This is a genomic window from Facivitalis istanbulensis (assembly GCF_040560405.1).
GTDB classification, from domain to species: Bacteria; Pseudomonadota; Alphaproteobacteria; order Sphingomonadales; family Sphingomonadaceae; genus Sphingomonas; species Sphingomonas istanbulensis.
Genome location: NZ_JAVSCQ010000042.1, coordinates 1 through 19,906, shown reverse-complemented (window position 1 = coordinate 19,906; position 19,906 = coordinate 1). Strand labels below are relative to the sequence as shown.

At 64.6% G+C, this 19,906-nt stretch carries 16 protein-coding genes and 2 pseudogenes; 14 read left to right on the top strand and 4 right to left on the bottom strand.

All coding sequences use genetic code 11. The features are described 5' to 3' along the window. From RN629_RS17105 to RN629_RS17090, 4 genes are all read left to right on the top strand, one after another. Window positions 1-199, top strand: a 199-nt coding sequence (locus RN629_RS17105; protein WP_407036319.1) for a MerR family DNA-binding protein, incomplete at its 5' end; no start/stop codon positions are given. Then, window positions 159-1,493, top strand: a complete 1,335-nt coding sequence (locus RN629_RS17100) for an MFS transporter (RefSeq protein ID WP_407036318.1) — start codon at window positions 159-161, stop codon at window positions 1,491-1,493. The genes RN629_RS17105 and RN629_RS17100, both read left to right, overlap by 41 nt. Before the next feature lie 116 nt (window positions 1,494-1,609). After that, window positions 1,610-2,038: a DUF2147 domain-containing protein gene (locus tag RN629_RS17095; protein WP_407036317.1), complete on the top strand. Its 429-nt coding sequence runs from the start codon at window positions 1,610-1,612 to the stop codon at window positions 2,036-2,038. Between the two features lie 73 nt (window positions 2,039-2,111). Further along, the gene (locus RN629_RS17090; RefSeq protein ID WP_407036316.1) at window positions 2,112-2,384 is read left to right on the top strand and encodes a DUF1488 family protein; all 273 of its coding nucleotides are present in this window, start codon (window positions 2,112-2,114) and stop codon (window positions 2,382-2,384) included. Here RN629_RS17090 and RN629_RS17085 read toward each other — a convergent pair. Next, window positions 2,381-4,432 carry a hybrid sensor histidine kinase/response regulator gene (locus tag RN629_RS17085; RefSeq protein ID WP_407036315.1) on the bottom strand — a complete coding sequence of 684 codons (2,052 nt, stop codon included), beginning with the start codon at window positions 4,430-4,432 and terminating at the stop codon, window positions 2,381-2,383. The two genes, RN629_RS17090 and RN629_RS17085, sit on opposite strands and share 4 nt — an antisense overlap. A gap of 409 nt (window positions 4,433-4,841) precedes the next feature. Between RN629_RS17085 and RN629_RS17080 the strand changes: the two genes are divergently transcribed. The 10 genes and pseudogenes from RN629_RS17080 to RN629_RS17035 all read left to right on the top strand — a co-directional run. Then, window positions 4,842-5,105: a DUF2934 domain-containing protein gene (locus tag RN629_RS17080; protein WP_407036314.1), complete on the top strand. Its 264-nt coding sequence runs from the start codon at window positions 4,842-4,844 to the stop codon at window positions 5,103-5,105. 85 nt (window positions 5,106-5,190) lie between these two features. Further along, window positions 5,191-7,293, top strand: a complete 2,103-nt coding sequence (gene glgX, locus RN629_RS17075; protein WP_455189843.1) for a glycogen debranching protein GlgX — start codon at window positions 5,191-5,193, stop codon at window positions 7,291-7,293. Continuing rightward, window positions 7,290-8,984, top strand: coding sequence for a malto-oligosyltrehalose trehalohydrolase (gene treZ / locus RN629_RS17070; protein WP_407036313.1), 1,695 nt, complete (start codon window positions 7,290-7,292; stop codon window positions 8,982-8,984). The genes glgX and treZ overlap by 4 nt, the downstream gene beginning before the upstream one ends. After that, complete coding sequence (gene malQ, locus RN629_RS17065) at window positions 8,981-10,909, top strand: 4-alpha-glucanotransferase (RefSeq protein ID WP_407036312.1); 1,929 nt, start codon at window positions 8,981-8,983, stop codon at window positions 10,907-10,909. The genes treZ and malQ overlap by 4 nt, the downstream gene beginning before the upstream one ends. After that, the gene (treY, locus tag RN629_RS17060) at window positions 10,906-13,311 is read left to right on the top strand and encodes a malto-oligosyltrehalose synthase (RefSeq protein WP_407036311.1); all 2,406 of its coding nucleotides are present in this window, start codon (window positions 10,906-10,908) and stop codon (window positions 13,309-13,311) included. The genes malQ and treY overlap by 4 nt, the downstream gene beginning before the upstream one ends. A gap of 6 nt (window positions 13,312-13,317) precedes the next feature. Next, the gene (gene pncB, locus RN629_RS17055) at window positions 13,318-14,622 is read left to right on the top strand and encodes a nicotinate phosphoribosyltransferase (RefSeq protein WP_407036310.1); all 1,305 of its coding nucleotides are present in this window, start codon (window positions 13,318-13,320) and stop codon (window positions 14,620-14,622) included. Then, a complete protein-coding gene (locus RN629_RS17050) occupies window positions 14,619-15,212 on the top strand; it encodes a DNA-3-methyladenine glycosylase (protein WP_407036309.1) in 594 nt (197 codons plus the stop codon). Before pncB ends, RN629_RS17050 begins: the two co-directional genes overlap by 4 nt. Window positions 15,213-15,298: 86 nt before the next feature. Next, on the top strand, window positions 15,299-15,487 hold the full coding sequence (locus tag RN629_RS17045; RefSeq protein ID WP_407036308.1) for a hypothetical protein: 189 nt from the start codon (window positions 15,299-15,301) through the stop codon (window positions 15,485-15,487). Window positions 15,488-15,576: 89 nt separating this feature from the next. Next, entirely contained in the window at window positions 15,577-16,206 is a 630-nt protein-coding gene (locus tag RN629_RS17040) for a retropepsin-like aspartic protease family protein (RefSeq protein ID WP_407036307.1), read from the top strand. Window positions 16,207-16,287: 81 nt separating this feature from the next. Next, a pseudogene (locus tag RN629_RS17035) lies at window positions 16,288-18,894 on the top strand (PAS domain-containing protein); the annotation flags it as partial. Window positions 18,895-18,936: 42 nt separating this feature from the next. Here RN629_RS17035 and RN629_RS17030 read toward each other — a convergent pair. The 3 genes and pseudogenes from RN629_RS17030 to RN629_RS17020 all read right to left on the bottom strand — a co-directional run. Then, window positions 18,937-19,368: pseudogene (locus RN629_RS17030) on the bottom strand (PepSY domain-containing protein); the annotation flags it as partial. Window positions 19,369-19,478: 110 nt separating this feature from the next. Further along, on the bottom strand, window positions 19,479-19,745 hold the full coding sequence (locus RN629_RS17025; protein ID WP_407036306.1) for a hypothetical protein: 267 nt from the start codon (window positions 19,743-19,745) through the stop codon (window positions 19,479-19,481). Window positions 19,746-19,776: 31 nt separating this feature from the next. Then, window positions 19,777-19,906: MerR family DNA-binding protein (locus RN629_RS17020; protein ID WP_407036320.1), on the bottom strand; the 130-nt coding region annotated here is incomplete at its 5' end.

Sequence of the window (19,906 nt, the reverse complement as noted above, 5' to 3'; positions counted from 1 at the left end):
CCATCGCGATTGGTCATGTACCGCAGTCGAGACGATCGCCCGTGAGCACCGTAAGGCAATTGAGCGCAAGATCGCCGACCTATCAGCGCTTGATCACGAGTTGGCCCAAATCATTGAGAAATGCGGGGTTACAGTCAAGAAGTCAGGACCGGCAGCCCATGAGCGCAGAGTTAACCGCGTCGACCTCGACGCCCATTGAGCGGGATGCTCGGTTGGTGAATGCCAAGGATCATCATCACGTCGCGCCGGGCGATATCGCGATCGGCGTGATCCTGGGGCGCACGTCGGAATTTTTCGATTTCTTCGTCTACGCGATCGCGTCGGTGCTGGTCTTCCCGTCGCTGATCTTTCCCTATGTCGATGCGTTGACCGGCACGATCTACTCCTTCGCGCTCTTCGCGCTGGCGTTCATCGCGCGGCCGATCGGCACCTTCATCTTCATGGCCATCGACCGGAATCTGGGTCGCGGCGTCAAGCTGACCGTCGCGCTGTTCCTGCTCGGTGGCTCGACCATGGCCATCGCCTTCCTGCCCGGCTACGCGCAGATCGGCACGTCGGCCGCGGTCCTGCTCGGCTTCTTCCGTGTCTGCCAGGGCCTCGCGCTGGGCGGTGCCTGGGACGGCCTGCCCTCGCTGCTGTCGCTGAACGCGCCGGAGCGTCGGCGCGGCTGGTATGCGATGATCCCGCAGTTGGGTGCGCCGCTCGGCCTGCTGGTCGCCAACGGCCTGTTCGCCTTCTTCATGACCACGCTGAGCCCGGCCGACTTCCTCGACTGGGGCTGGCGCTATCCGTTCTTCGTGGCCTTCGCGATCAACGTCGTCGCGCTCTTCGCCCGGCTGCGGATCGTCGCCACGCCGGAGTTCCAGCGCCTGTTCGAGAGCCGCGAGCTTCAGCCCGCGCCGGTCGGCGAAACGCTGTCGACCGAAGGCCGCACGGTCATCCTGGGGGCCTTCGCACCACTCGCCAGCTTTGCGATGTTCCACATCGTCTCGGTGTTCCCGCTGTCCTGGGTCGTATTGTTCAACCAGGATGCGCCGCAGGGCTTCATGGCCATTGAAATGGTCGGCTGCGTCGTCGGCTTCTTCGCCATCCTGGCCTCCGGCAAGATCGCCGACCGGATCGGTCGCCGGACCTTGCTGGGCGTCTCGGCCGCGCTGATCTCCGCCTTTGCCGGCTTCGGGCCGCAGTTGCTCGAACAGGGCAGGACCGGCCAGACCATCTATATCCTTGTCGGCTTCCTGCTGCTCGGCCTTGGCTTTGGCCAGTCCTCGGGTGCGATCAATTCGGGCTTCTCGCCCCTGCGCCGCTACACCGGTGCCGCGATCACCTCGGATCTTGCCTGGCTGATCGGTGCCGGTTTCGCGCCGCTGGCCGCGCTGCTGCTGGCAAGCCATTTCGGCCTGTTGTCGGTCGGTGCCTATCTCTTGTCGGGCGCAGTCGCGACGCTGGCGGCTCTGGGCATTAGCAAGGAACTGGCCAAGCGTTCGGTGTGACAGCCTTTCCCTGACACCAGACATGATGGCCGGTGGGGCGACCCATCGGCCATTTTGTTTTGGTGAAGAGGCTTCCTACATTGTCACGAAATACGGATATCAGGATTGGAGGGCGCATGAAGACGATGGGACGAGCATTGGCAGGGGCCGTGGCGGCATGGGCCGCATTCGGCGCTGCGACGATGGCGGACGCGCGCGCACCAGCGGGAACCTGGGCCAATCCATCGAACAGCGTCCAGGTCCGTTTCGGCCCGTGCGATCGTAGGCAGGATGCCGACCTGATGTGCGGCACCGTCGTCTGGGCCAACGAAAAAGCCAAGGCCGATGCCGCGCGCGGCGGATCGTCCACGCTCGTCGGCACGCGGCTGTTCACCGATTTCGAGGAGTTGGAAACCGGCCGCTGGGCAGGAACGGTCTTCATCCCGGATATCGGTCGCGAGGTCAAAGGCACGATCACCCAGGTCGATGCACGGACGCTGGTCGGCGAGGGCTGCCTGCTCGGGCGGCTGGGCTGCCGCGAGCAGCGCTGGCACCGCGTCAAATAACGCAGGCGCCGCAGGGAACCCGAAGCTCTCCTGCGGCGTACCCGCTCCGAACAGGAAACGGGATGGGATCACCATGGCGGACGATGCGTTGACGGTCATCCAGGATACGCTTGAAGACAATGCGGCGGAACGGCAGGTCGAATTTGTGGCCGAGATGGACGGCGAGGAGTATCAGTTCGCGGTACAATATGACCTGCTCGAAGCGTTGAGCGGCGATGTACCCGACGGCGATGCGATCGAAATGTTCGATCGCTATTCGGACGATATCCTGGAGGCGGCGCTCACTGCATTGGGCCGCGACATGAAGCAGTCGCTGGTGGTGGTGAGCGAGAACGATCTCGATTAGCCCCCGCTGCAATATAGGTGGTCGATCTGCTGCGCGAGTTCCGTAAGGGTGTAGGGCTTGCGCAACAAGGCGAAGCCATGGCTGCCTTCATCGGCGATGATCTGGCTGTATCCGCTGGTCAGCAGAATGCGCAATTGGGGATAAAGCCGCGCGATCTCATGCGCGAAGTCGATCCCCGACTGGCCCGGCATCATCACATCGGAAAAGACTAGGTCGAACCGCTCGACCCCGGCTTTCAGTTCCTCCATCGCCGCCGCGGCATTGACCGCCACGACGGTGCGACAACCCAGCGTCCGGAGCGCTTCGACGGCGAACTGCCCGACCTCGACATTGTCCTCGACGACCAGGACACAGCATTCGGCCCGCTGCTTGCTCCGCTCGCCTCCCGATGCGGTGTGCGGCATGGGCAGGCCATGGACCTTGGGCAGGATGAGGGTGAACGTCGCCCCCTGCCCGGGCTCGCTTCGCACCGTTACATTGCCCCCCGACTGGCGCGCGAAGCCGAACACCTGGCTGAGACCCAGTCCGGTTCCCGCACCGAGCTTCTTGGTGGTGAAGAACGGCTCGAAAATCTGCTCCAGCCGTTCCGGGGGAATGCCCTCGCCGCTGTCCGCGATCGCAATACAGATCTGCTCCCCGCCCTGCGCCTCCTCTGACCAGACACGGATGGTCAGTTCACCCCTGCCCGCCATCGCGTCACGGGCGTTGACCGCCATGTTGACCACCGCCGTATCGAGCTGGCTGCGATCGACATGAGCGTGGCACGGCTGATCCGGCAGATGGATCGCGAGCGCGATGCCAGGACCGCACAAGGTCGCGATCATATCCGTCAGCGAGAGCAGGCTGGCCCCCACATCGACGATCTCGGGCGTCAAGGGTTGCCGCCGCGCAAAGGCGAGCAGTTGTGCGGTCAGCTTGGCTGCGCGATCCGCCGCATCGGCGATCGCATCGATCTGACGCTGGCGGCGCTCGGCCGGAAACTCGGCGCGGCGCAGCAGGTCGATCGACCCGCGGATGACGGTGAGCAGATTGTTGAAATCATGCGCGACGCTCCCCGTGAGCTGGCCGATCGCCTCGAGCTTCTGCGCCTGCCGGAGTTGCTCCTCGGTCTGGCGCAGCGCCTCCTGCGCCGCCTTTTGCTGGGTGATCTGGCGACCGACCGCAAAGACCTCGCCACTGCGCGCGGCGCCGACCCAGGCCACCCATTCGAAATGGCCATCGGCATGGCGCATTCTCACCTCGACCCGTGGCGTCCGGCCGGACAAGGATTGCGCCATCGCATCACGCGCGGCCGCGACGTCGTCGTCATGGACGAACGCCATGACCGACCGTCCGATCAAGCGCGCATCGGAATAGCCGAGAATCCGGGCCCAGGCGGGATTGACTCGCATGATCGTCTCATCGTCCGCCATCACGGCGAGGAGGTCGGGCGAGACGTCCCACATCCGATCGCGCTCGGCGGTGCGTTCGATGACACGCTGTTCCAACGTGACGTTCAGCGCCCGCAACTCGTCGAGCGCCAGCGACAATTGCTGCTGGCTCTCGCGCAAGGCCGCGTCCGCAAGGACACGCGCCGTCGTCTCGTTCGTGAAGATGAAGAGGCCGGCCACCTTCCCCTTGGCGTTCAGGACGCGAGAGTAGGAAAAGCTCCAGAATGTATTCGCCTCGCCCCGATCGGTGTCGAGTTTCCACGGCAGATCCACAAAGCGTTGCGTCCGCCCCGCCAGAGCATCGTCGATGATCGGCTTGGCCTGCTCCAGCGCGTCGGCCCAGACTTCATCGAACCGCGTTCCCATCGCCCAGGGCAGACGTGGACCGAGCAGCGGGAAATAGGTCTCGTTGAAGAAGAAATGCAGCTCCGGGCCCCAGGCGAGAATCATCGATTCCGGCGAATTGAGGACCAGGCTGAGCGCAACCCGGAAATCGTCCGGCCACGTCTCGGGCGGCCCCATGGCATGCCCCGTCCAGTCCCGCGCCAAGATCAGATCGGTCGCCGCGCCGCCTCCCGCCAGGAACGCCAATTGCGAATTGAGGAGATCGGAGGCCATCACCACGCTGCTAGCAAGGACGAACCCGCAGCGCCACCGTACTTCGCCCCGAACGAATGCCTGTCATTGGCCCCTTCGACCAGCATCGCCGGATCTTTGTGGCTGGAAGACTGGTTAGTCCTGCTCGGTCGGTCTGACGCCCCCATGGTCGAGAGCGCCCGACGACTGGCGATTTACTCAATTCATTTTCCGAATAGCCGGTCACATCTCCTACCGACATCCGCCATGTCAAAGGCTCGCCGGGCGACACGGGCCCCCGACACAAAGGCGTATTCGCCAGCTTGACGCGCAAGATGCTGTCAACGTCAAGCCGTCCATCGCACGTTGATTCCGATTAAGCCGATTTTCGGGGAGCGGAACCCTGTGTCCGATCGTTACGCTCGCACACCCAAAAGGACCGGAGCAGACGGTGAACGATCGGGAAGACCAATTGCGCGTCCGCGCTTACCATATCTGGCAGGCCGAAGGCTGTCCCCAGGGCCGCGATCGCAATCACTGGGAAATGGCCGAGCGCGAGTTGGACGAAGCGACTGCCGACTCCGGGCCGACGAACACGGCGGATCCCACGCCCAAACGCAAATCCGTCTCGCCGCGCAGAGGGACCATCGCCATCCCGACCGAAAGCGCGGCCAAGGCCAGACCTCGCAAGCCGCGTGCCGCCAAGTCAAACTGATAGCGGATACCGGTGAATCACCGGGCCATTTGCCCCCATCGACCATCGATCGCACCGTTTCACCGATATGCGTCGGAGACCCGATTTGACTGCTTTGCCTGACCGGATTCTCGCCGGATCGCCCTACCCGCTAGGTGCGACCTTCGACGGCGAGGGGGTGAATTTCGCCATCTTCTCGGCCAATGCCGATCGGATCGAACTCTGTATCTTCGACCCCAAGGGCCGGCGCGAGTTGACGCGTTACACCCTGCCCGAATGCACCGATGAGGTGTGGCACGGCTATCTGCCGGATGTCGGGCCGGGGATGCTCTATGGCTACCGCGCTCACGGGCCCTATGAACCGGAGGCGGGGCATCGTTTCAATCCGAACAAGTTGCTGCTCGACCCCTATGCCCGCAAGCTGTTCGGCGAAATCCGATGGACCGACGCGCTGCATGGCTATCAGATCCGATCCAGAAAGGAGGATCTGAGCTTCGACAGGCGTGACAGCGCCGCCGCCATGCCCAAGGCGGTCGTGGTCGACGATCATTTCGACTGGTCGCGGGACGTGAAGCCCCACACGCCATGGTCGGAAACGGTGATTTATGAGGCGCATGTCAAAGGGCTGACCAAGCTGATGGAGCTTGTTCCGCCACGTGAGCGCGGAACCTATGCGGCGCTCGGCCATCCCGCGGTCATCAAGCATCTCAAGCGGATCGGCGTCACCGCGATCGAATTGCTGCCGATCCACAGCTTCACCCAGGATCGTTTCCTCCAGGAAAAGGGCCTGCGCAACTATTGGGGCTACAACACCCTCGGCTTTTTCGCCCCTGAGCAAGCGTATTTTGCCAGTGACACGCAGGACGAACTCCGCCGCGCGGTCCACAGGCTGCACAAGGCGGGGATCGAGGTGATCCTCGACGTCGTCTACAACCATACCTGCGAAGGATCCGAAAAGGGGCCGACCCTGTCATGGCGCGGGCTGGACAATGCCAGCTATTATCGATTGGTCCAGGATCGGCCGCGCTACACGATCAATGACACCGGCACCGGCAACACGCTGAACCTGTCGCAGGCGCGGGTCATACAGATGGTGGTGGATTCGCTGCGTTACTGGGCGACGAGTTTCGGCGTGGACGGGTTCCGCTTCGATCTCGGGCTGACGCTGGGGCGCGAGGCGGACGGCTTCGATCCCGGATCGGCCTTTTTCGATGTGCTCCGACAGGACCCGGTGCTGGGCCGATTGAAGCTGCTGACCGAGCCCTGGGATGTCGGCCCGGGCGGATATCAGCTCGGCAATTTCCCGCCGGGCTTTTCGGAATGGAACGACAAATACCGCGACACGGTGCGCAAATTCTGGCGCGGCGATCCTGGCCAGCGGGGCGAACTGGCGGCGCGCCTGTCGGGATCGGGCGATCTGTTCGACCGCCGGGCCCGTCGCCCCTGGGCCAGTCTGAATATGCTGGCCGCGCATGACGGCTTCACGCTGGCCGATACCGTCATGTACGAGGAGCGCCACAATGAGGCCAATCAAGAGGACAATCGCGACGGTCATTCCGAAAATTACGCGCGCAACTGGGGTGCCGAAGGACCGACCGACGATGAGAGCATCAACGCGGCGCGCGGCCGTGTCATGCGTTCGATGATGACCACCCTGATGGCCTCGCTCGGCACGCCCATGATTGTCGCGGGTGACGAATTCGGCCGGACCCAGCGCGGCAACAACAATGCCTATTGCCAGGACAACGCCATCAGCTGGCTCGACTGGAAGGCCGCAGCCCTGCCCGAAGGCGAGACGATGATTGCCTTTACCGCGCGACTGGCCGAATTGCGCCGCCGTTTTACCGTCCTGCGTGCGCCGCAATTCCTCTATGGGCAGGATACGCCCGGGCAGGGCATCAACGATATCGAATGGTGGGACGAACGTGGCGAACGATTGACGCCGGAGGATTGGGACAATCCCGAAGGCCGCGCGCTGATGATGCGCCGGGCCAGCGCGACCGATGACGGCGGCGTGGAGGCGGTTTCGCTGCTGCTCAACGGTTCGGCCGACCCGATCACCTTCACCCTGCCCCCACCCCATGCGGCGCGCATCGTCCTGATCGACAGCGCCAGGCCCGACCAGGGTGAAATCGAGATCGGGGACAGCTATGAGGTCGCCCCGCAAGGCGCGGTACTGATCACCTGGCGGGATTCGATATCGGCATGAGCCATTGGGGTCCCGAACCGCTCGCCGATGGGCGGGTTCGCTTTCATCTCTGGGCACCGGACCGCGCCGCGGTGGCGCTGGAGATTGAGGGACAGCCCCCGCTCGCCATGTGCCCCGGCACCGAAGGCTGGTTCGCAGTGGTGGTTGAGGCGGAACCGGGCACGCGTTACCGCTTCCGCCTCGGCGAGGATCTGGTGGTTCCAGACCCGGCGTCGCGCGCGCAATCCGGCGGAGTTCATGGCTGGAGCCTGGTCGCCGACCCAGCCTTTGCCTGGCGGACGAATGATTGGCGCGGCCGCCCCTGGGAAGAGATGGCGATCCTGGAGGTCCATGCGGGCACATTGGGTGGCTTTGCTGGCGTGCGCGAGCGACTGGGTGCCATCGCCGCGTCGGGGATCACGGCGATCGAACTGATGCCGGTCAACGCGTTCGGCGGTGCGCGCAACTGGGGCTATGATGGCGTGCTGCCCTATGCCGTGGCCGAACCCTATGGATCGCCCGCCGATCTGAAAGCCTTGGTGGATACCGCGCACGGCATGGGCCTGTCGGTCCTTCTGGACGTGGTGTATAATCATTTCGGTCCAGACGGGAATTACCTCCACGCCTATGCGGCGGCCTTTTCCCATAGGGACATGGATACGCCCTGGGGCGGGGCCATCGCGGTCGATGCCGAACCCGTGCATCGCTTCTTCGTCGATAATGCGCTGATGTGGCTGCGAGACTATCGGATCGACGGGCTGCGCTTCGATGCGGTCCATGCCATCGCCGATGACGATTTCCTCGATCGAATGGCGGCGGAGATCCGCGCGGCACTGCCCGGACGGCATGTCCATCTGGTGCTGGAAAATGAGAGGAACGACGCCGACCGGCTGGGCACGGATCGCTATGACGCGCAGTGGAATGACGATTTCCACAATGTGCTTCATGTCCTGCTGACCGGCGAGACGGCCGGCTATTATGGCAATTTCGCCGATCGCCCGGCCGAAGGGCTGGCCCGCTGCCTGAAGGACGGGTTCATCTATCAGGGGCAGGGATCGCCGGGGCATGACGGCCGCGCGCGCGGCACGCCTTCCGCCCATCTGCCCAGCACCGCCTTCGTCGCGTTCCTCCAGAACCATGACCAGATCGGCAATCGCGCCATGGGCGAGCGTCTGATCCACCTGACCGATCCCGATCGATTGCGCGCGGCCACCGCGCTTTTGCTGCTCTGCCCGCAGATCCCGCTCCTGTTCATGGGCGAGGAGGAGGGGAGCGATAGTCCCTTCCTGTTCTTCACCGATTTTCACGATGAACTGGCCGATGCGGTCCGCGAAGGCCGGCGGAGGGAATTCGCGAAATTCGATGCCTTCGCCGATGAGGCCATACGGGCGCGCATCCCCGATCCCAATGCGCATTCCACCTTCCAGGCTTCGATTCCCCGTCCCGGCCCCGACGCCGGGATGTGGCGGGCGCTGTACCGCGAATTGCTGGCGCTGCGGCAAGCCGATCTATGCCCACGCCTGCGCGGCACGATGGGGATCTCGGCGGAGGCGATCGGCGACAAGGCGGTGAAGGCACGCTGGCGAATGGGCGATGGTACCATGCTGACCATCATGCTCGATCTGGACGCGTGTCCCGCCTCGCTGCCGCGGGAGGAGGGCACTCTGCTCTACCGCGATGGCGATCGTTTCGCGGCCTGGATCTCGACGTGAACGACCTTCGCGATCGCGCACGCCGCGCCGGGCTCAGCCGTGAATGGCGCGATGCGCAGGGGCGCGACCAGATCGTCGCCGACGATGCGCTAGACGCCATATTGAACTGTCTGGACTGCGATACCGGCCCAACGACGTTCCTGTCCGGCGATCAGGGGCAGGCCGTTCCCTTGCCCGGGGGCTGGCAGCCCGGCGCAGCGCTGCTGACGACCGAGCAGGGCGAAACCCGGTCGGTCACGATCACCCTCGGCGATGGCGCCACGATCCTGCCCCCGCAATGGGATATCGGCTATCATCGGCTGGAGCAGGGCGCGTGCGCGCTGACGGTGGCCATTGCGCCGCGATGCTGCCCGCCCCTCCCCACGATCCCATCATGGGGTGGCGCGGTCCAGATCCCCTCATTGCGGGATCAGGGCAAGGCCTATGGCGATTTCGACAGCCTTGCGCGCGCCGCACACGTGCTGGGCCGCGCGGGGGCCGCCGCCTTGGCGATCAGCCCGGTTCATGCGCTCTTCCCGGCGGACGCATCGCGGTTCAGCCCCTATGCGCCGTCCAGCCGCCATTTCCGCAATATCTGGCTCGCATCGGCAGGCGCGCCGACCTGCGCGGAGGATGCACTGATCGACTGGCGCGTGGCAGCACCGGACCGGATGCGCGACCTTCGGACCGCCTTCGACACCCTGCCGCCACAGGATCGCACGCGCTTTGCCACATGGCGAGACCAGCAGGGGGAGCCGCTTCAGGTCCAGTCGGTCTTCGATGCCCTTCATGGCTATTTCTTCACCCGCGACGGTGCACAGGGCTGGCAAGCCTGGCCCGAAGCGTATCACGATCCCAATGGGGTGGCCGTCGCGCGTTTCGCCGCCGATCATCGTGACGCGATCGCCTTCTACGCCTTTGCCCAGTGGCGTGCGGATCACGGCCTGGCCACGGCCTCCGCTGCAGCGGAAAGCGCGGGCATGGCGATCGGCCTGATCGCGGACATGGCGATCGGCGTGGCGGGGGACGGCGCGCATGGCTGGAGCCGCCCGCAGGATTTGCTGAACGGCCTGTCGATCGGCGCGCCACCGGATCCGCTGGGACCGGACGGACAGAATTGGGGGATTGCCGCGCTATCCCCATTCGCGCTTCGGCGGCAGGGATTTGGTCCCTTCATCGCCATGCTCCGCGCGGTCCTGGCGCATGCGGGGGGGATCAGGATCGACCATGCTCTCGGGCTATATCGCTTATGGGTCATTCCCGAAGGCGCATCGGCCGACCAGGGCGCGTATCTGTCCATGCCGTTCACCGACCTGCTGCGCATCCTGAAGATCGAGGCGCAGCGGGCGCGGGGCGGGCGGGGAGCGATCGTGATCGGCGAGGATCTGGGCACCGTGCCCCCCGGCTTTCGCGATGTGATGGCCGATGCCGGCCTATACGGGATGCGGGTCTTGCCGTTCGAGCGCAATCAGCAAGGCGCCTTCATCCCACCCCGACAATGGGACCCACGGGCAATCGCGATGACCGCGACGCACGACATCCCGACGCTCGCGGGCTGGTGGACCGAACGCGACCTGGAATGGCGCGCGCAAATCGCGGGTCGCGCCGTGACCGACGCCGAACGCCGGACGCGAGCCGATGAGCGCACCGCGCTATGGCAGGCGATCGGCGATGGCGCACCCGCGCCAGACGATGCGTCCACCATGGTCGATGCCGCCATCGCGGCGACTGCTTCCGCCCCCTGTCCGCTGGTCCTCGTACCGATGGAGGATTTGCTCGGCCTGGAAGAACAGCCCAATCTGCCCGGCACGATCGACGAACACCCCAATTGGCGACGCAGGCTGCCGGAGGAGACCGACATCCTGCTGGCCGACTCCCGCGTTGCCAGCCGGATCGCGACGCTCAACGCTCGCGGAGCCCTTTGCCCCGAAAGGACGCCGCGATGACGCCCCGCGCCACCTATCGCTTCCAGTTTCACAAGGACTTCCCCTTCGCCAGCGCCGAGGCGCTGCTGCCCTATCTCGACCGGTTAGGGATCAGCCATATCTATGCGTCGCCCATCACCGTGGCGGCTGCAGGGTCGCCGCATGGCTATGACGTGATCGACCCGACCCGCATCAACCCCGAACTCGGGGGCGAGGATGGCTTTCGCTCGCTCGCCGCTGCGGCACGGGCGCGCGGAATGGGCGTCATCATCGACATCGTGCCCAACCATATGGGCGTGGCGGGTGGCGGCAATCGCTGGTGGAACGATGTGCTGATGCATGGGCAGGCCAGCGCCTATGCCCCTTTCTTCGACATCGACTGGTCCTCCCCGCTGATCCTGCCCGTCCTCGGCGATCCGCTGTCCAAGGCGCTGGCGGACGGCCAGATCTCGGTAAAGCGGAATGGCGCGCGCGCGGAAATCATCGTCCATGGCGCGCATCGGCTGCCGATCCGCGAGGAGGATCAGGACGTCGCCGACACCCTGCACTTGCCCGAACTGCTCGAGCGCCAGCATTATCGACTGGCGTATTGGCGCGTGTCCAATGACACGCTCAACTGGCGACGCTTCTTCACGATCAACGACTTGGCCGGATTGCGCGTCGAGGACGAGGCCGTCTTCGAGGCGACCCATGCCCTTTATGTCCGGCTCTATGCCGAAGGGCTGATCGACGGCGTACGGATCGACCATGTCGATGGCCTGACCGACCCGATCGGCTATTGTCGGCGACTACACGCCCGGTTCGATGCCATCATCCGCGAAGACGGCAACCGCGCCTATATCGTCATCGAAAAGATCCTGGCCGCCAACGAAAGCCTCGATCCCGAATGGGCCGTGGACGGCACCAGCGGCTATGATTTCATGGAGGATGTCGCGGCCCTTCTCCACGCGCCGGAAGGGGCGCAGCCGCTCGGCGCACTGTGGGCGGAGCTCAGCGAGCGCTCGGCCGAGTTCGCACCGGAGGCGTTGCAGGCGCGGCAGGACATTCTGTCCTGGCAATTTGCGGGGCAGTTCGACCAATGTGTCGCCGCGTTCGGGCGACTGCTCGCCTCGACCCCGGAACTGGAGGCGGCGATCACCATGGCGATGCTCCGTCGCGCGATCGCGCGGATGCAGTGGGTCTTCCCCGTCTATCGCACCTACGGCCCCGATGCGCCGCCCGGCGACGCCGCGATCCGGGACCAGGTGGCGCAGGGTGCCGCACGCTTCACGCCGCCGGGCGAGGCGTTCGTGGTCGATCATATTCTCGAATGGCTGGCGGGCGATGGTCCGGGCACCCCCGCGCTGCGAACGGAAGCCGTCCGCCGGTTCCAGCAACTCTCCGCGCCGATCGCCGCCAAGGCGATCGAGGACACCGCCTTTTACCGCTATGGTCGGCTATTGTCGCGCAACGATGTCGGCTTCGACGCGGCGCGGATGAGCTTGCCCCTTCAGGTATTTCATCAGCGCATGCGCGAACGCGCGCAGATTTTCCCCCGCGCGATGCTGACCACGGCAACGCACGACCACAAGCGCGGCGAGGATGTCCGCGCCCGCCTCGCCGTGGTCAGCACTATGCCCGAGCGCTGGCGAGCGACGGTGGAGCTATGGCGGCATCAAAGCCGATCCCTGTCGGACGGGGTCGACCCGGCCGATTGGTACATGCTCGTCCAGACCTTGCTCGGTGCCTGGCCCGAGCAGGGCGGCGACGCCGCCTTTCTCGCGCGTGTCGCGAGTTGGCAGGAAAAGGCGCTGCGCGAGGCCAAGCTGCGATCCTCCTGGGAATATCCCGACCACGCCTATGAGCAGCGCTGCAACGGGTTGGCGGAACAGTTGATCCTCGGCGCGGACGGGCGGGCGTTCCGCGCGACCCTGACCAGCCTGCTGGCCGAGATCGCGCCCGCCGCCCTGGCCAACTCGCTCGTGCAACTGGCGCTGCGGCTGACCTTGCCCGGTATCCCGGATTGCTATCAGGGAACCGAGTTCTTCGATCTCAGTCTGGTCGATCCCGACAACCGACGGCCGGTCGATTATGCCGCCCGCGCGGCGGCACTGGAGCGAGGCGACCATCCCAAGCTGTCGCTTCTGGCCGACCTGCTGGGGCTGCGCCGTCGCCATCCGACCTTGTTCGCGCAAGGCGATTATGAGCCGCTGGATGTGACGGGCCATGGGCGCGATCGGGTGCTGGCCTTTCGACGGACCGGTGGAAAGGCCCGACTGACCTGCATCGTCGGTCTCCGCCTCCTCCCGCTGATGAACGCGGAAGGGCGGGTCGACTGGCGCGACACCACGGTCAGGATCGATGATCGATCATGCCGATTGGCCGATTTGCTCGCCAACGCTCCGCTCTGGTACGAGGTCGCAACGACAGGTTTTCAGGGTTAGTCAGCTATGGCGGTCACGGATATTGCAAGACGGACCTGGGATCATGGCTGGCGCCTCGACCCGATCATCCGCAGCCTGCTCGATACCGATTTCTACAAGCTGCTGATGTTGCAGATGATCCGTAACCTCTACCCGGACACCCACGCCACTTTCGCGCTGCGCAACCGGACCGAGTCGGTGCGCCTGGCCGAGGTGATCGAGGAAGCGGAGTTGCGCGCGCAACTCGACCATGCCCGCACGCTGCGCTTTAGCAAGAAGGAACTGATCTGGCTGGCGGGCAACAGCTTTTACGGCCAGACGCGCATGTTCGCACCCGATTTTCTGGCGTGGCTCGCCGATTTCCAGCTGCCCGAATATGAACTCAGCCGACGTGACGGCCAGTTCGAGCTGCGCTTCGCCGGGCCCTGGTGCGCGACGATGATGTGGGAGATTCCCGCGCTGGCGATCGTCAACGAACTAAGGGCACGTGCGGCGCTGCATCGCAAGGGCCGGTTTGCGCTGGATGTCCTGTACGCCCGTGCGAAGGCCAAGCTCTGGACCAAGGTGGAGCGGCTGCGCGCGCTGCCCGATCTTGCGATTTCGGATTTCGGCACGCGGCGGCGACACGGCTTCCTATGGCAGCGCTGGTGCGTCGAGGCGTTGAAGGAAGGATTGGGCGAACGCCTGATCGGCACGTCCAACATCCTGCTGGCGATGGACAATGATCTGGAGGCGATCGGCACCAACGCGCACGAATTGCCGATGGCGGTCGCCGCGCTCGCGAACAATGACGAGGAGTTGCGCAAGGCGCCCTATCGCGTCCTCGAGGAGTGGCAGCGTCATTATCATGGCAATTTGCTGATCGTTCTGCCCGATGCCTTCGGCACCACCGCATTTCTCCGCGATGCGCCCGACTGGGTCGCGGACTGGACCGGCTTTCGGCCCGACAGCGCGCCGCCGATCACGGCCGGGGAGGCGATCATCGACTGGTGGCGGCAGCATGGGCGCGATCCCCGCCAGAAATTGCTCATTTTTTCCGATGGCATGGACGTGGATTCGATCGAACGAACCTATCGCCATTTCAACGGGCGGGTGCGGATGAGCTTTGGCTGGGGCACCAATCTGACCAATGATTTTCGCGGCTGCGATCCCGATGGCCTGCCCGGCCTCGAACCGATCTCGCTGGTCGCCAAGATCGTCGAAGTGGACGGTCGTCCGGCGGTGAAGCTGTCGGACAACCCCGCCAAGGCGAGCGGCGAGCCGGCCGAGGTCGCACGCTATCTTTCCGTCTTCGGCGGCGAAGGCCGGGAGCGGCACGATACCGAGGTATGACGGACCTGCCGCCCGACTTCTTCCGACAGGATGTCGACACGGTGGCGCGGCGCTTGATCGGCATGACGATATTGGTCGACGGTGTCGGCGGTCGGATCCTTGAGACCGAGGCCTATGACGCCGCCGATCCCGCCTCGCATAGCTATGCCGGGCGAACAGCACGCAACGCAGCCATGTTCGGACCGGTGGGACACAGCTATGTCTATCGAATCTATGGTCTCCATCACTGCCTGAACATTGTATGCGGAACCGCGGGTAGCGCGGTCCTGATCCGCGCGCTGATGCCCGAACAGGGGCTGGACCGGATGCGCGACCGGCGCGGTGCAGCGAGGAAACCCGTACTGCTATGCGCCGGGCCGGGGCGGCTATGTCAGGCGCTGGGCATCGATCTGGCGCTCGACGGCCATTCGCTGGCAGCCCCGCCCTTCCAGCTCGTCGACCACGGTATCAAACCGCCGATCGTCAGCGGCCCGCGCATCGGCATCACACGCGGGACCGAGCGTTCCCGCCGATTTGGCCTGTCCGGAACGCCGGGGCTCAGTCGCCCATTCCCCAGTAAAGGCACCGCTCCGCAGCAAGAAAAACCATGATCCCTTCCGCATTGCAGCATCTATTTTCCTTGCCATGAATTTTATTTCACGCAAGCCTCTCCATCATAACCATAAGGATCAAGTCGATGGAGTGGATCAAAGTCCTGGCGTTGATCGCCATGGTCTATGGAATCTGGGCCGCCTATCGCTCCATGGGAACGCCCGTGCTTCATCAGGGGCGCCGCTATTTCCGGCAACCTGACGGCAGCTTCCGCCGCTGGTATGGCGGTCGCAAGTTCAGCGCCACCGAATTGGGCATCGCCGACCACAACTGAATTGTACCGGTCAGCGTCGGTACAGGCACAAATCGGCAGGCAGGGGGATATTGCCCGGCAACCGGGCCAATGCCATGGATGACGCCGCGATGTTTGCCGAACCGGGTCTGTCGACCGCCATCATGATGACCGCGTGCGTCCTGGGTCTGGTGGTCTTGACCCGCCGCATCCCTTTCCTCCGCGGTGTCGTCACCCTGTTCGGCTGGGCGTTGCTCGCCGGAGGGCTGCTGCTCCTGGTCCAGCAGCGACAACAATTCGATCCCTATGTTCGACGCGCCATCCAGTTGTTGAACTTGCAAGACCAGACCGTGGCGGGCGACACGGTTCGCATCCGCATGGCACCCGACGGGCATTTCTGGGCGCAGGTCGCCGTCAATGGTGTCCGCCGGCGGATGCTGGTCGATAGCGGCGCGACACTGACCGCCCTGTCGACCGATACCGCCGCCGCGGCCGGGCTGGCAACCGGGACCTCGGCGTTTCCCGTCATTCTCAATACCGCCAATGGCATGGTCCGGGCGCAGCCCGCGCGAGTCGACACGCTTCGGATCGGTACGATCCATGCCACCGAACTGCCCGTCGTCATCTCCCCCGCCTTTGGCGATACCGATGTGCTGGGCATGAATTTCCTGTCGCGACTGCGAAGCTGGCGGGTCGAGGGGCGGACCCTGATCCTGCAACCGCATCATCCGCAACCCGTTGGCGAGGATTCTCTCCGATAGGCTGCAAAAGCTGATCGGATTCAGGACAATCGCATAGCCACTCAATTGACTTGGCAGCATGGTTTACCCATGCGTCAATCGATGAAGACTCCCCCGTCGCGAACGCTGTCGCTCCCGCCGCAGCTGGACCGGTATGTCGCCGACGCCGTCCGGTGTGGCCGGTTCGCCGACAAGGCCGCGTTGGTGGCCACAGCTATCGACCGGCTGCGCGCCGAATGCCCGGTCGGCGAAGCCGACCCATGGCTGATCGGCGGCGGTGAGTGCGGTGACCGGGTGCGCGCCTTCGACTGGACCACGACCGGGCTTGGCATGATTGCGGGATGGCCTGCCGAACTGCGTGCAACGGTGACGAACATCGTTCACTCGCCCATCGCCAAGGTGCTGATGTGGGGACCGGACCATGTCATGATCTATAACGATGCCTATCGCGAGATTGCCGGGTCGCGTCACCCGAAAGCCCTTGGCGCACTCGTCCGTGATGTCTGGCCCGAGATGGGCGATTGGACCCGCGACGTGCTTGGGCGGAACACCATGGCTGACGGCATCGCCTATCGCGAGCAGACATTGGGCCTCGATCGTTCGGGCGTCGAAGAGAATGTCGGGTTCGACCTCTATCCTACCCCCATCTATCTCAGCCACGGCGAAGTCGGCGGGGTCATGTGGACCATGATCGAGAATACCCGCCGCATCGCCGCCGAACGCCGGCTCGTGGATCGCGAGGCGGAACTGCGCACGATCACCGACTCCTTGCCCGTGCTGGTGGCTTTCGTCGACCGCGAGGAGCGCTATCGCTTCGCCAATGAGTATTACCGCGAATTTCTGGGCATCGATCCCTCGGCGATGCTCGGCGCGCGGATCAGCGACGTTCTCACCGAGGTCGATTACAGGGCGCGCCGCCCGCTGATCGAGGCAGCGCTGGCGGGCGAAACGGTCACGGCCGACGTCCGTATCCACCATCGCGACGGCAGCTGTCGCCGTGCCGAGGCCCGCTATATTCCGCGCCGCGACGACAAGGGTGCCGTGGTCGGATTCCACATCCTCGTTTTCGATATCGATGAGCGGATGCGCCATTCGGAGGCGATCGAACGCAGCAATGATCGCTTCCGTGCCGCGATGGACGCGGTCCATGGCGTATTGTGGACCAACAGCCCCGATGGGCGGATGATGGGCACACAGCCCGGCTGGGCCACGATGACCGGCCAGACGCCGCATCAATATCAGGGTTTCGGCTGGGCAAGCGCCGTGCATCCCGATGACGCCGCTGAAACCATCGTCGCGTGGAACCGGGCGATCACGAGCAAGAGCCTGTTCGTGCATGAACATCGCATCCGCCGCCAGGACGGCGCATGGCGAACCTATGCGATCCGCGCGCTCCCGATCACGGACCCGGATGGCGAGGTGGTCGAATGGGTCGGCGTTCACACCGACATCACCGAGCAGCGCGCCGCCGAACAGGCGCTGCGGGATCAGGCCAATGTCCTGGCCGGGCAGGTGTCGCACCGCGAACGCGCCGAAGCGCAGCTACGCCAACTCAACGAGTCCCTCGAAGCTCGAGTCTCCCGCGAAATCGACGAGCGGCGTCAGGCTGAGCGCGCGCTGGCCCAGGCGCAGAAGATGGAGACGATCGGCAAGCTGACCGGCGGCATCGCGCATGATTTCAACAATCTGTTGCAGGTCGTCTCGGGCAATCTTCAGCTCTTGGGCAAGGACGTCGCGGGAAATCCCCGTGCCGAACAACGGGTCGCCAATGCGATGGCCGGCGTATCGCGAGGGTCGAAACTGGCCTCGCAACTGCTCGCCTTTGGCCGTCGCCAGGCGCTGGAGCCCAAAGTCGTCAACGTCACCCGTTTCGTGCAGGGCATGGACGACATGCTGCGCCGCGCGATCGGCGAAGGTGTGGAGATTGAGACGATCGTGGGTGGCGGCCTGTGGAACACCTTTGTCGATCCCGCGCAGATCGAGAACGCACTGCTGAACCTTGCGATCAACGCGCGCGACGCGATGGATGCCCAGGGCAAGCTGACTATCGAATTGGCCAACGCCCATCTCGATTGCGAATATGCGCGCACTCATGACGAGGTGGCGCCCGGCCAGTATGTGATGCTCGCCGTATCGGACACCGGTTGCGGCATGAGCCCGGACATCATCCAAAAGGTCTTCGAACCATTTTTCTCGACCAAGAGCGAGGGGAAGGGATCGGGGCTCGGCCTGTCAATGGTCTATGGCTTCGTCAAACAGTCGGGCGGCCATGTGAAGATCTATTCGGAAGTGGGGCTCGGGACGACGATCAAGCTCTACCTGCCGCGCGCAATGGATGCCGAGGACGTTGCGGTCACGGTCGATACCGGCCCGATCACCGGCGGCACTGAAACCGTGCTGGTCGTGGAGGACGATGCCGAGGTGCGCGCGACCGTGGTCGAGCTGCTGTCGGACCTGGGCTATCGGGTGCTGAAAGCGGTGGATGCACAGAGCGCGCTCCACGTCATTGAGAGCGGCGTTCCGATCGACATGCTGTTTACGGACGTCGTCATGCCCGGTACCCTCAAAAGCCCGGAACTGGCGCGCAAGGCACGCGAAAGGTTGCCCGATATCGCCATATTGTTCACCTCGGGCTATACCGAGAATTCGATCGTCCATGGCGGTCGGCTGGACAAGGGCGTCGAGCTGCTTTCCAGAGACATTGTGCGCGTCGAGCCAGCTTCGCTGCCCCTTGTTCCAGCGCAGCGTGAAGAAATCGGCGAAGATGCGCTTGTGCGTGATGACGCCCGAGATGATGGCGCCCAGCATTGCCATCGCGCACAGGCCCGCCAGCCAGCGGCCCCAGGGATGCGGCAGCTGAAGCTGGAAATGAAAGCGGTAGAAATGCTCGCCGCCCAGCGTGTCGCGCGCGGTCAGGGGCGCACCGCTGACGGGATCGAGGTGAAGCTCGCCAAGGCGGGCCTTGGGATCGGGCTTGGCGGGAATGCGAAAGACGCGGGTGGTGATCGTCCGCGCGTCGGGCAGGTAGATATACCAATGCTGGTCGTCACCGCCGATCCGCGCCAGATAATGCACGGCCGATCCCGCCGCCTGGGCCGGGGTGGCGCCCGTGGCGCGAATCTCCGGCTGCATCCACTGGGTGATCTCGGGACGGAAATAGGCCGCGGTGCCGGTCACAAACATGGTGAACAGGATCCACCCGGCGATCAGGCCCAGCCAGCCATGCGCCCAGGCCATGGTCTGTCGCCAGCCGCGCTGGCCGGTGCCACCCGCTGCTGCGGCCGCTGCCTTGCTCATGCGCGCACGCCCAGCCACCAGAGCAGTCCCGCCATGACGAGCGTGCTGCCCCAGATCACCGCGCTGACGCGGCCCAGCCGTATCTCGTGCAGGGTCCACAGGCCGGCCATCGCATAGACGAGGAAGGACAGGAGCATCGGCCATCCGGTAACCTCGACCCGCGCCATGTCGCTGGACACCGGCAGCACCCGGGCGGTCAGCATCGCCGACGCGACCGCGAATCCGTAACAGCCGATGATCGCGGTGAACCAGCGCCATATCATGGCCGCCCGTTCACCCCTTGTGGCTTGTCCTTCACCCGCATTTCTCAATGATTTGGGCCAACTCGTGATCAAGCGCTGATAGGTCGGCGATCTTGCGCTCAATTGCCTTACGGTGCTCACGGGCGATCGTCTCGACTGCGGTACATGACCAATCGCGATGG

Excerpts from the sequence above, each read along its gene's own strand:
- RN629_RS17040 (WP_407036307.1), top strand. The coding sequence starts at position 15,577 with ATGTTTGCCGAACCGGGTCTGTCGACCGCCATCATGATGACCGCGTGC.
- RN629_RS17025 (WP_407036306.1), bottom strand. The coding sequence starts at position 19,745 with ATGATATGGCGCTGGTTCACCGCGATCATCGGCTGTTACGGATTCGCG.
- RN629_RS17045 (WP_407036308.1), top strand. The coding sequence starts at position 15,299 with ATGGAGTGGATCAAAGTCCTGGCGTTGATCGCCATGGTCTATGGAATC.
- RN629_RS17050 (WP_407036309.1), top strand. The coding sequence starts at position 14,619 with ATGACGGACCTGCCGCCCGACTTCTTCCGACAGGATGTCGACACGGTG.
- treY (WP_407036311.1), top strand. The coding sequence starts at position 10,906 with ATGACGCCCCGCGCCACCTATCGCTTCCAGTTTCACAAGGACTTCCCC.
- RN629_RS17090 (WP_407036316.1), top strand. The coding sequence starts at position 2,112 with ATGGCGGACGATGCGTTGACGGTCATCCAGGATACGCTTGAAGACAAT.
- treZ (WP_407036313.1), top strand. The coding sequence starts at position 7,290 with ATGAGCCATTGGGGTCCCGAACCGCTCGCCGATGGGCGGGTTCGCTTT.
- RN629_RS17100 (WP_407036318.1), top strand. The coding sequence starts at position 159 with ATGAGCGCAGAGTTAACCGCGTCGACCTCGACGCCCATTGAGCGGGAT.
- pncB (WP_407036310.1), top strand. The coding sequence starts at position 13,318 with ATGGCGGTCACGGATATTGCAAGACGGACCTGGGATCATGGCTGGCGC.
- RN629_RS17095 (WP_407036317.1), top strand. The coding sequence starts at position 1,610 with ATGAAGACGATGGGACGAGCATTGGCAGGGGCCGTGGCGGCATGGGCC.
- RN629_RS17085 (WP_407036315.1), bottom strand. The coding sequence starts at position 4,432 with ATGGCCTCCGATCTCCTCAATTCGCAATTGGCGTTCCTGGCGGGAGGC.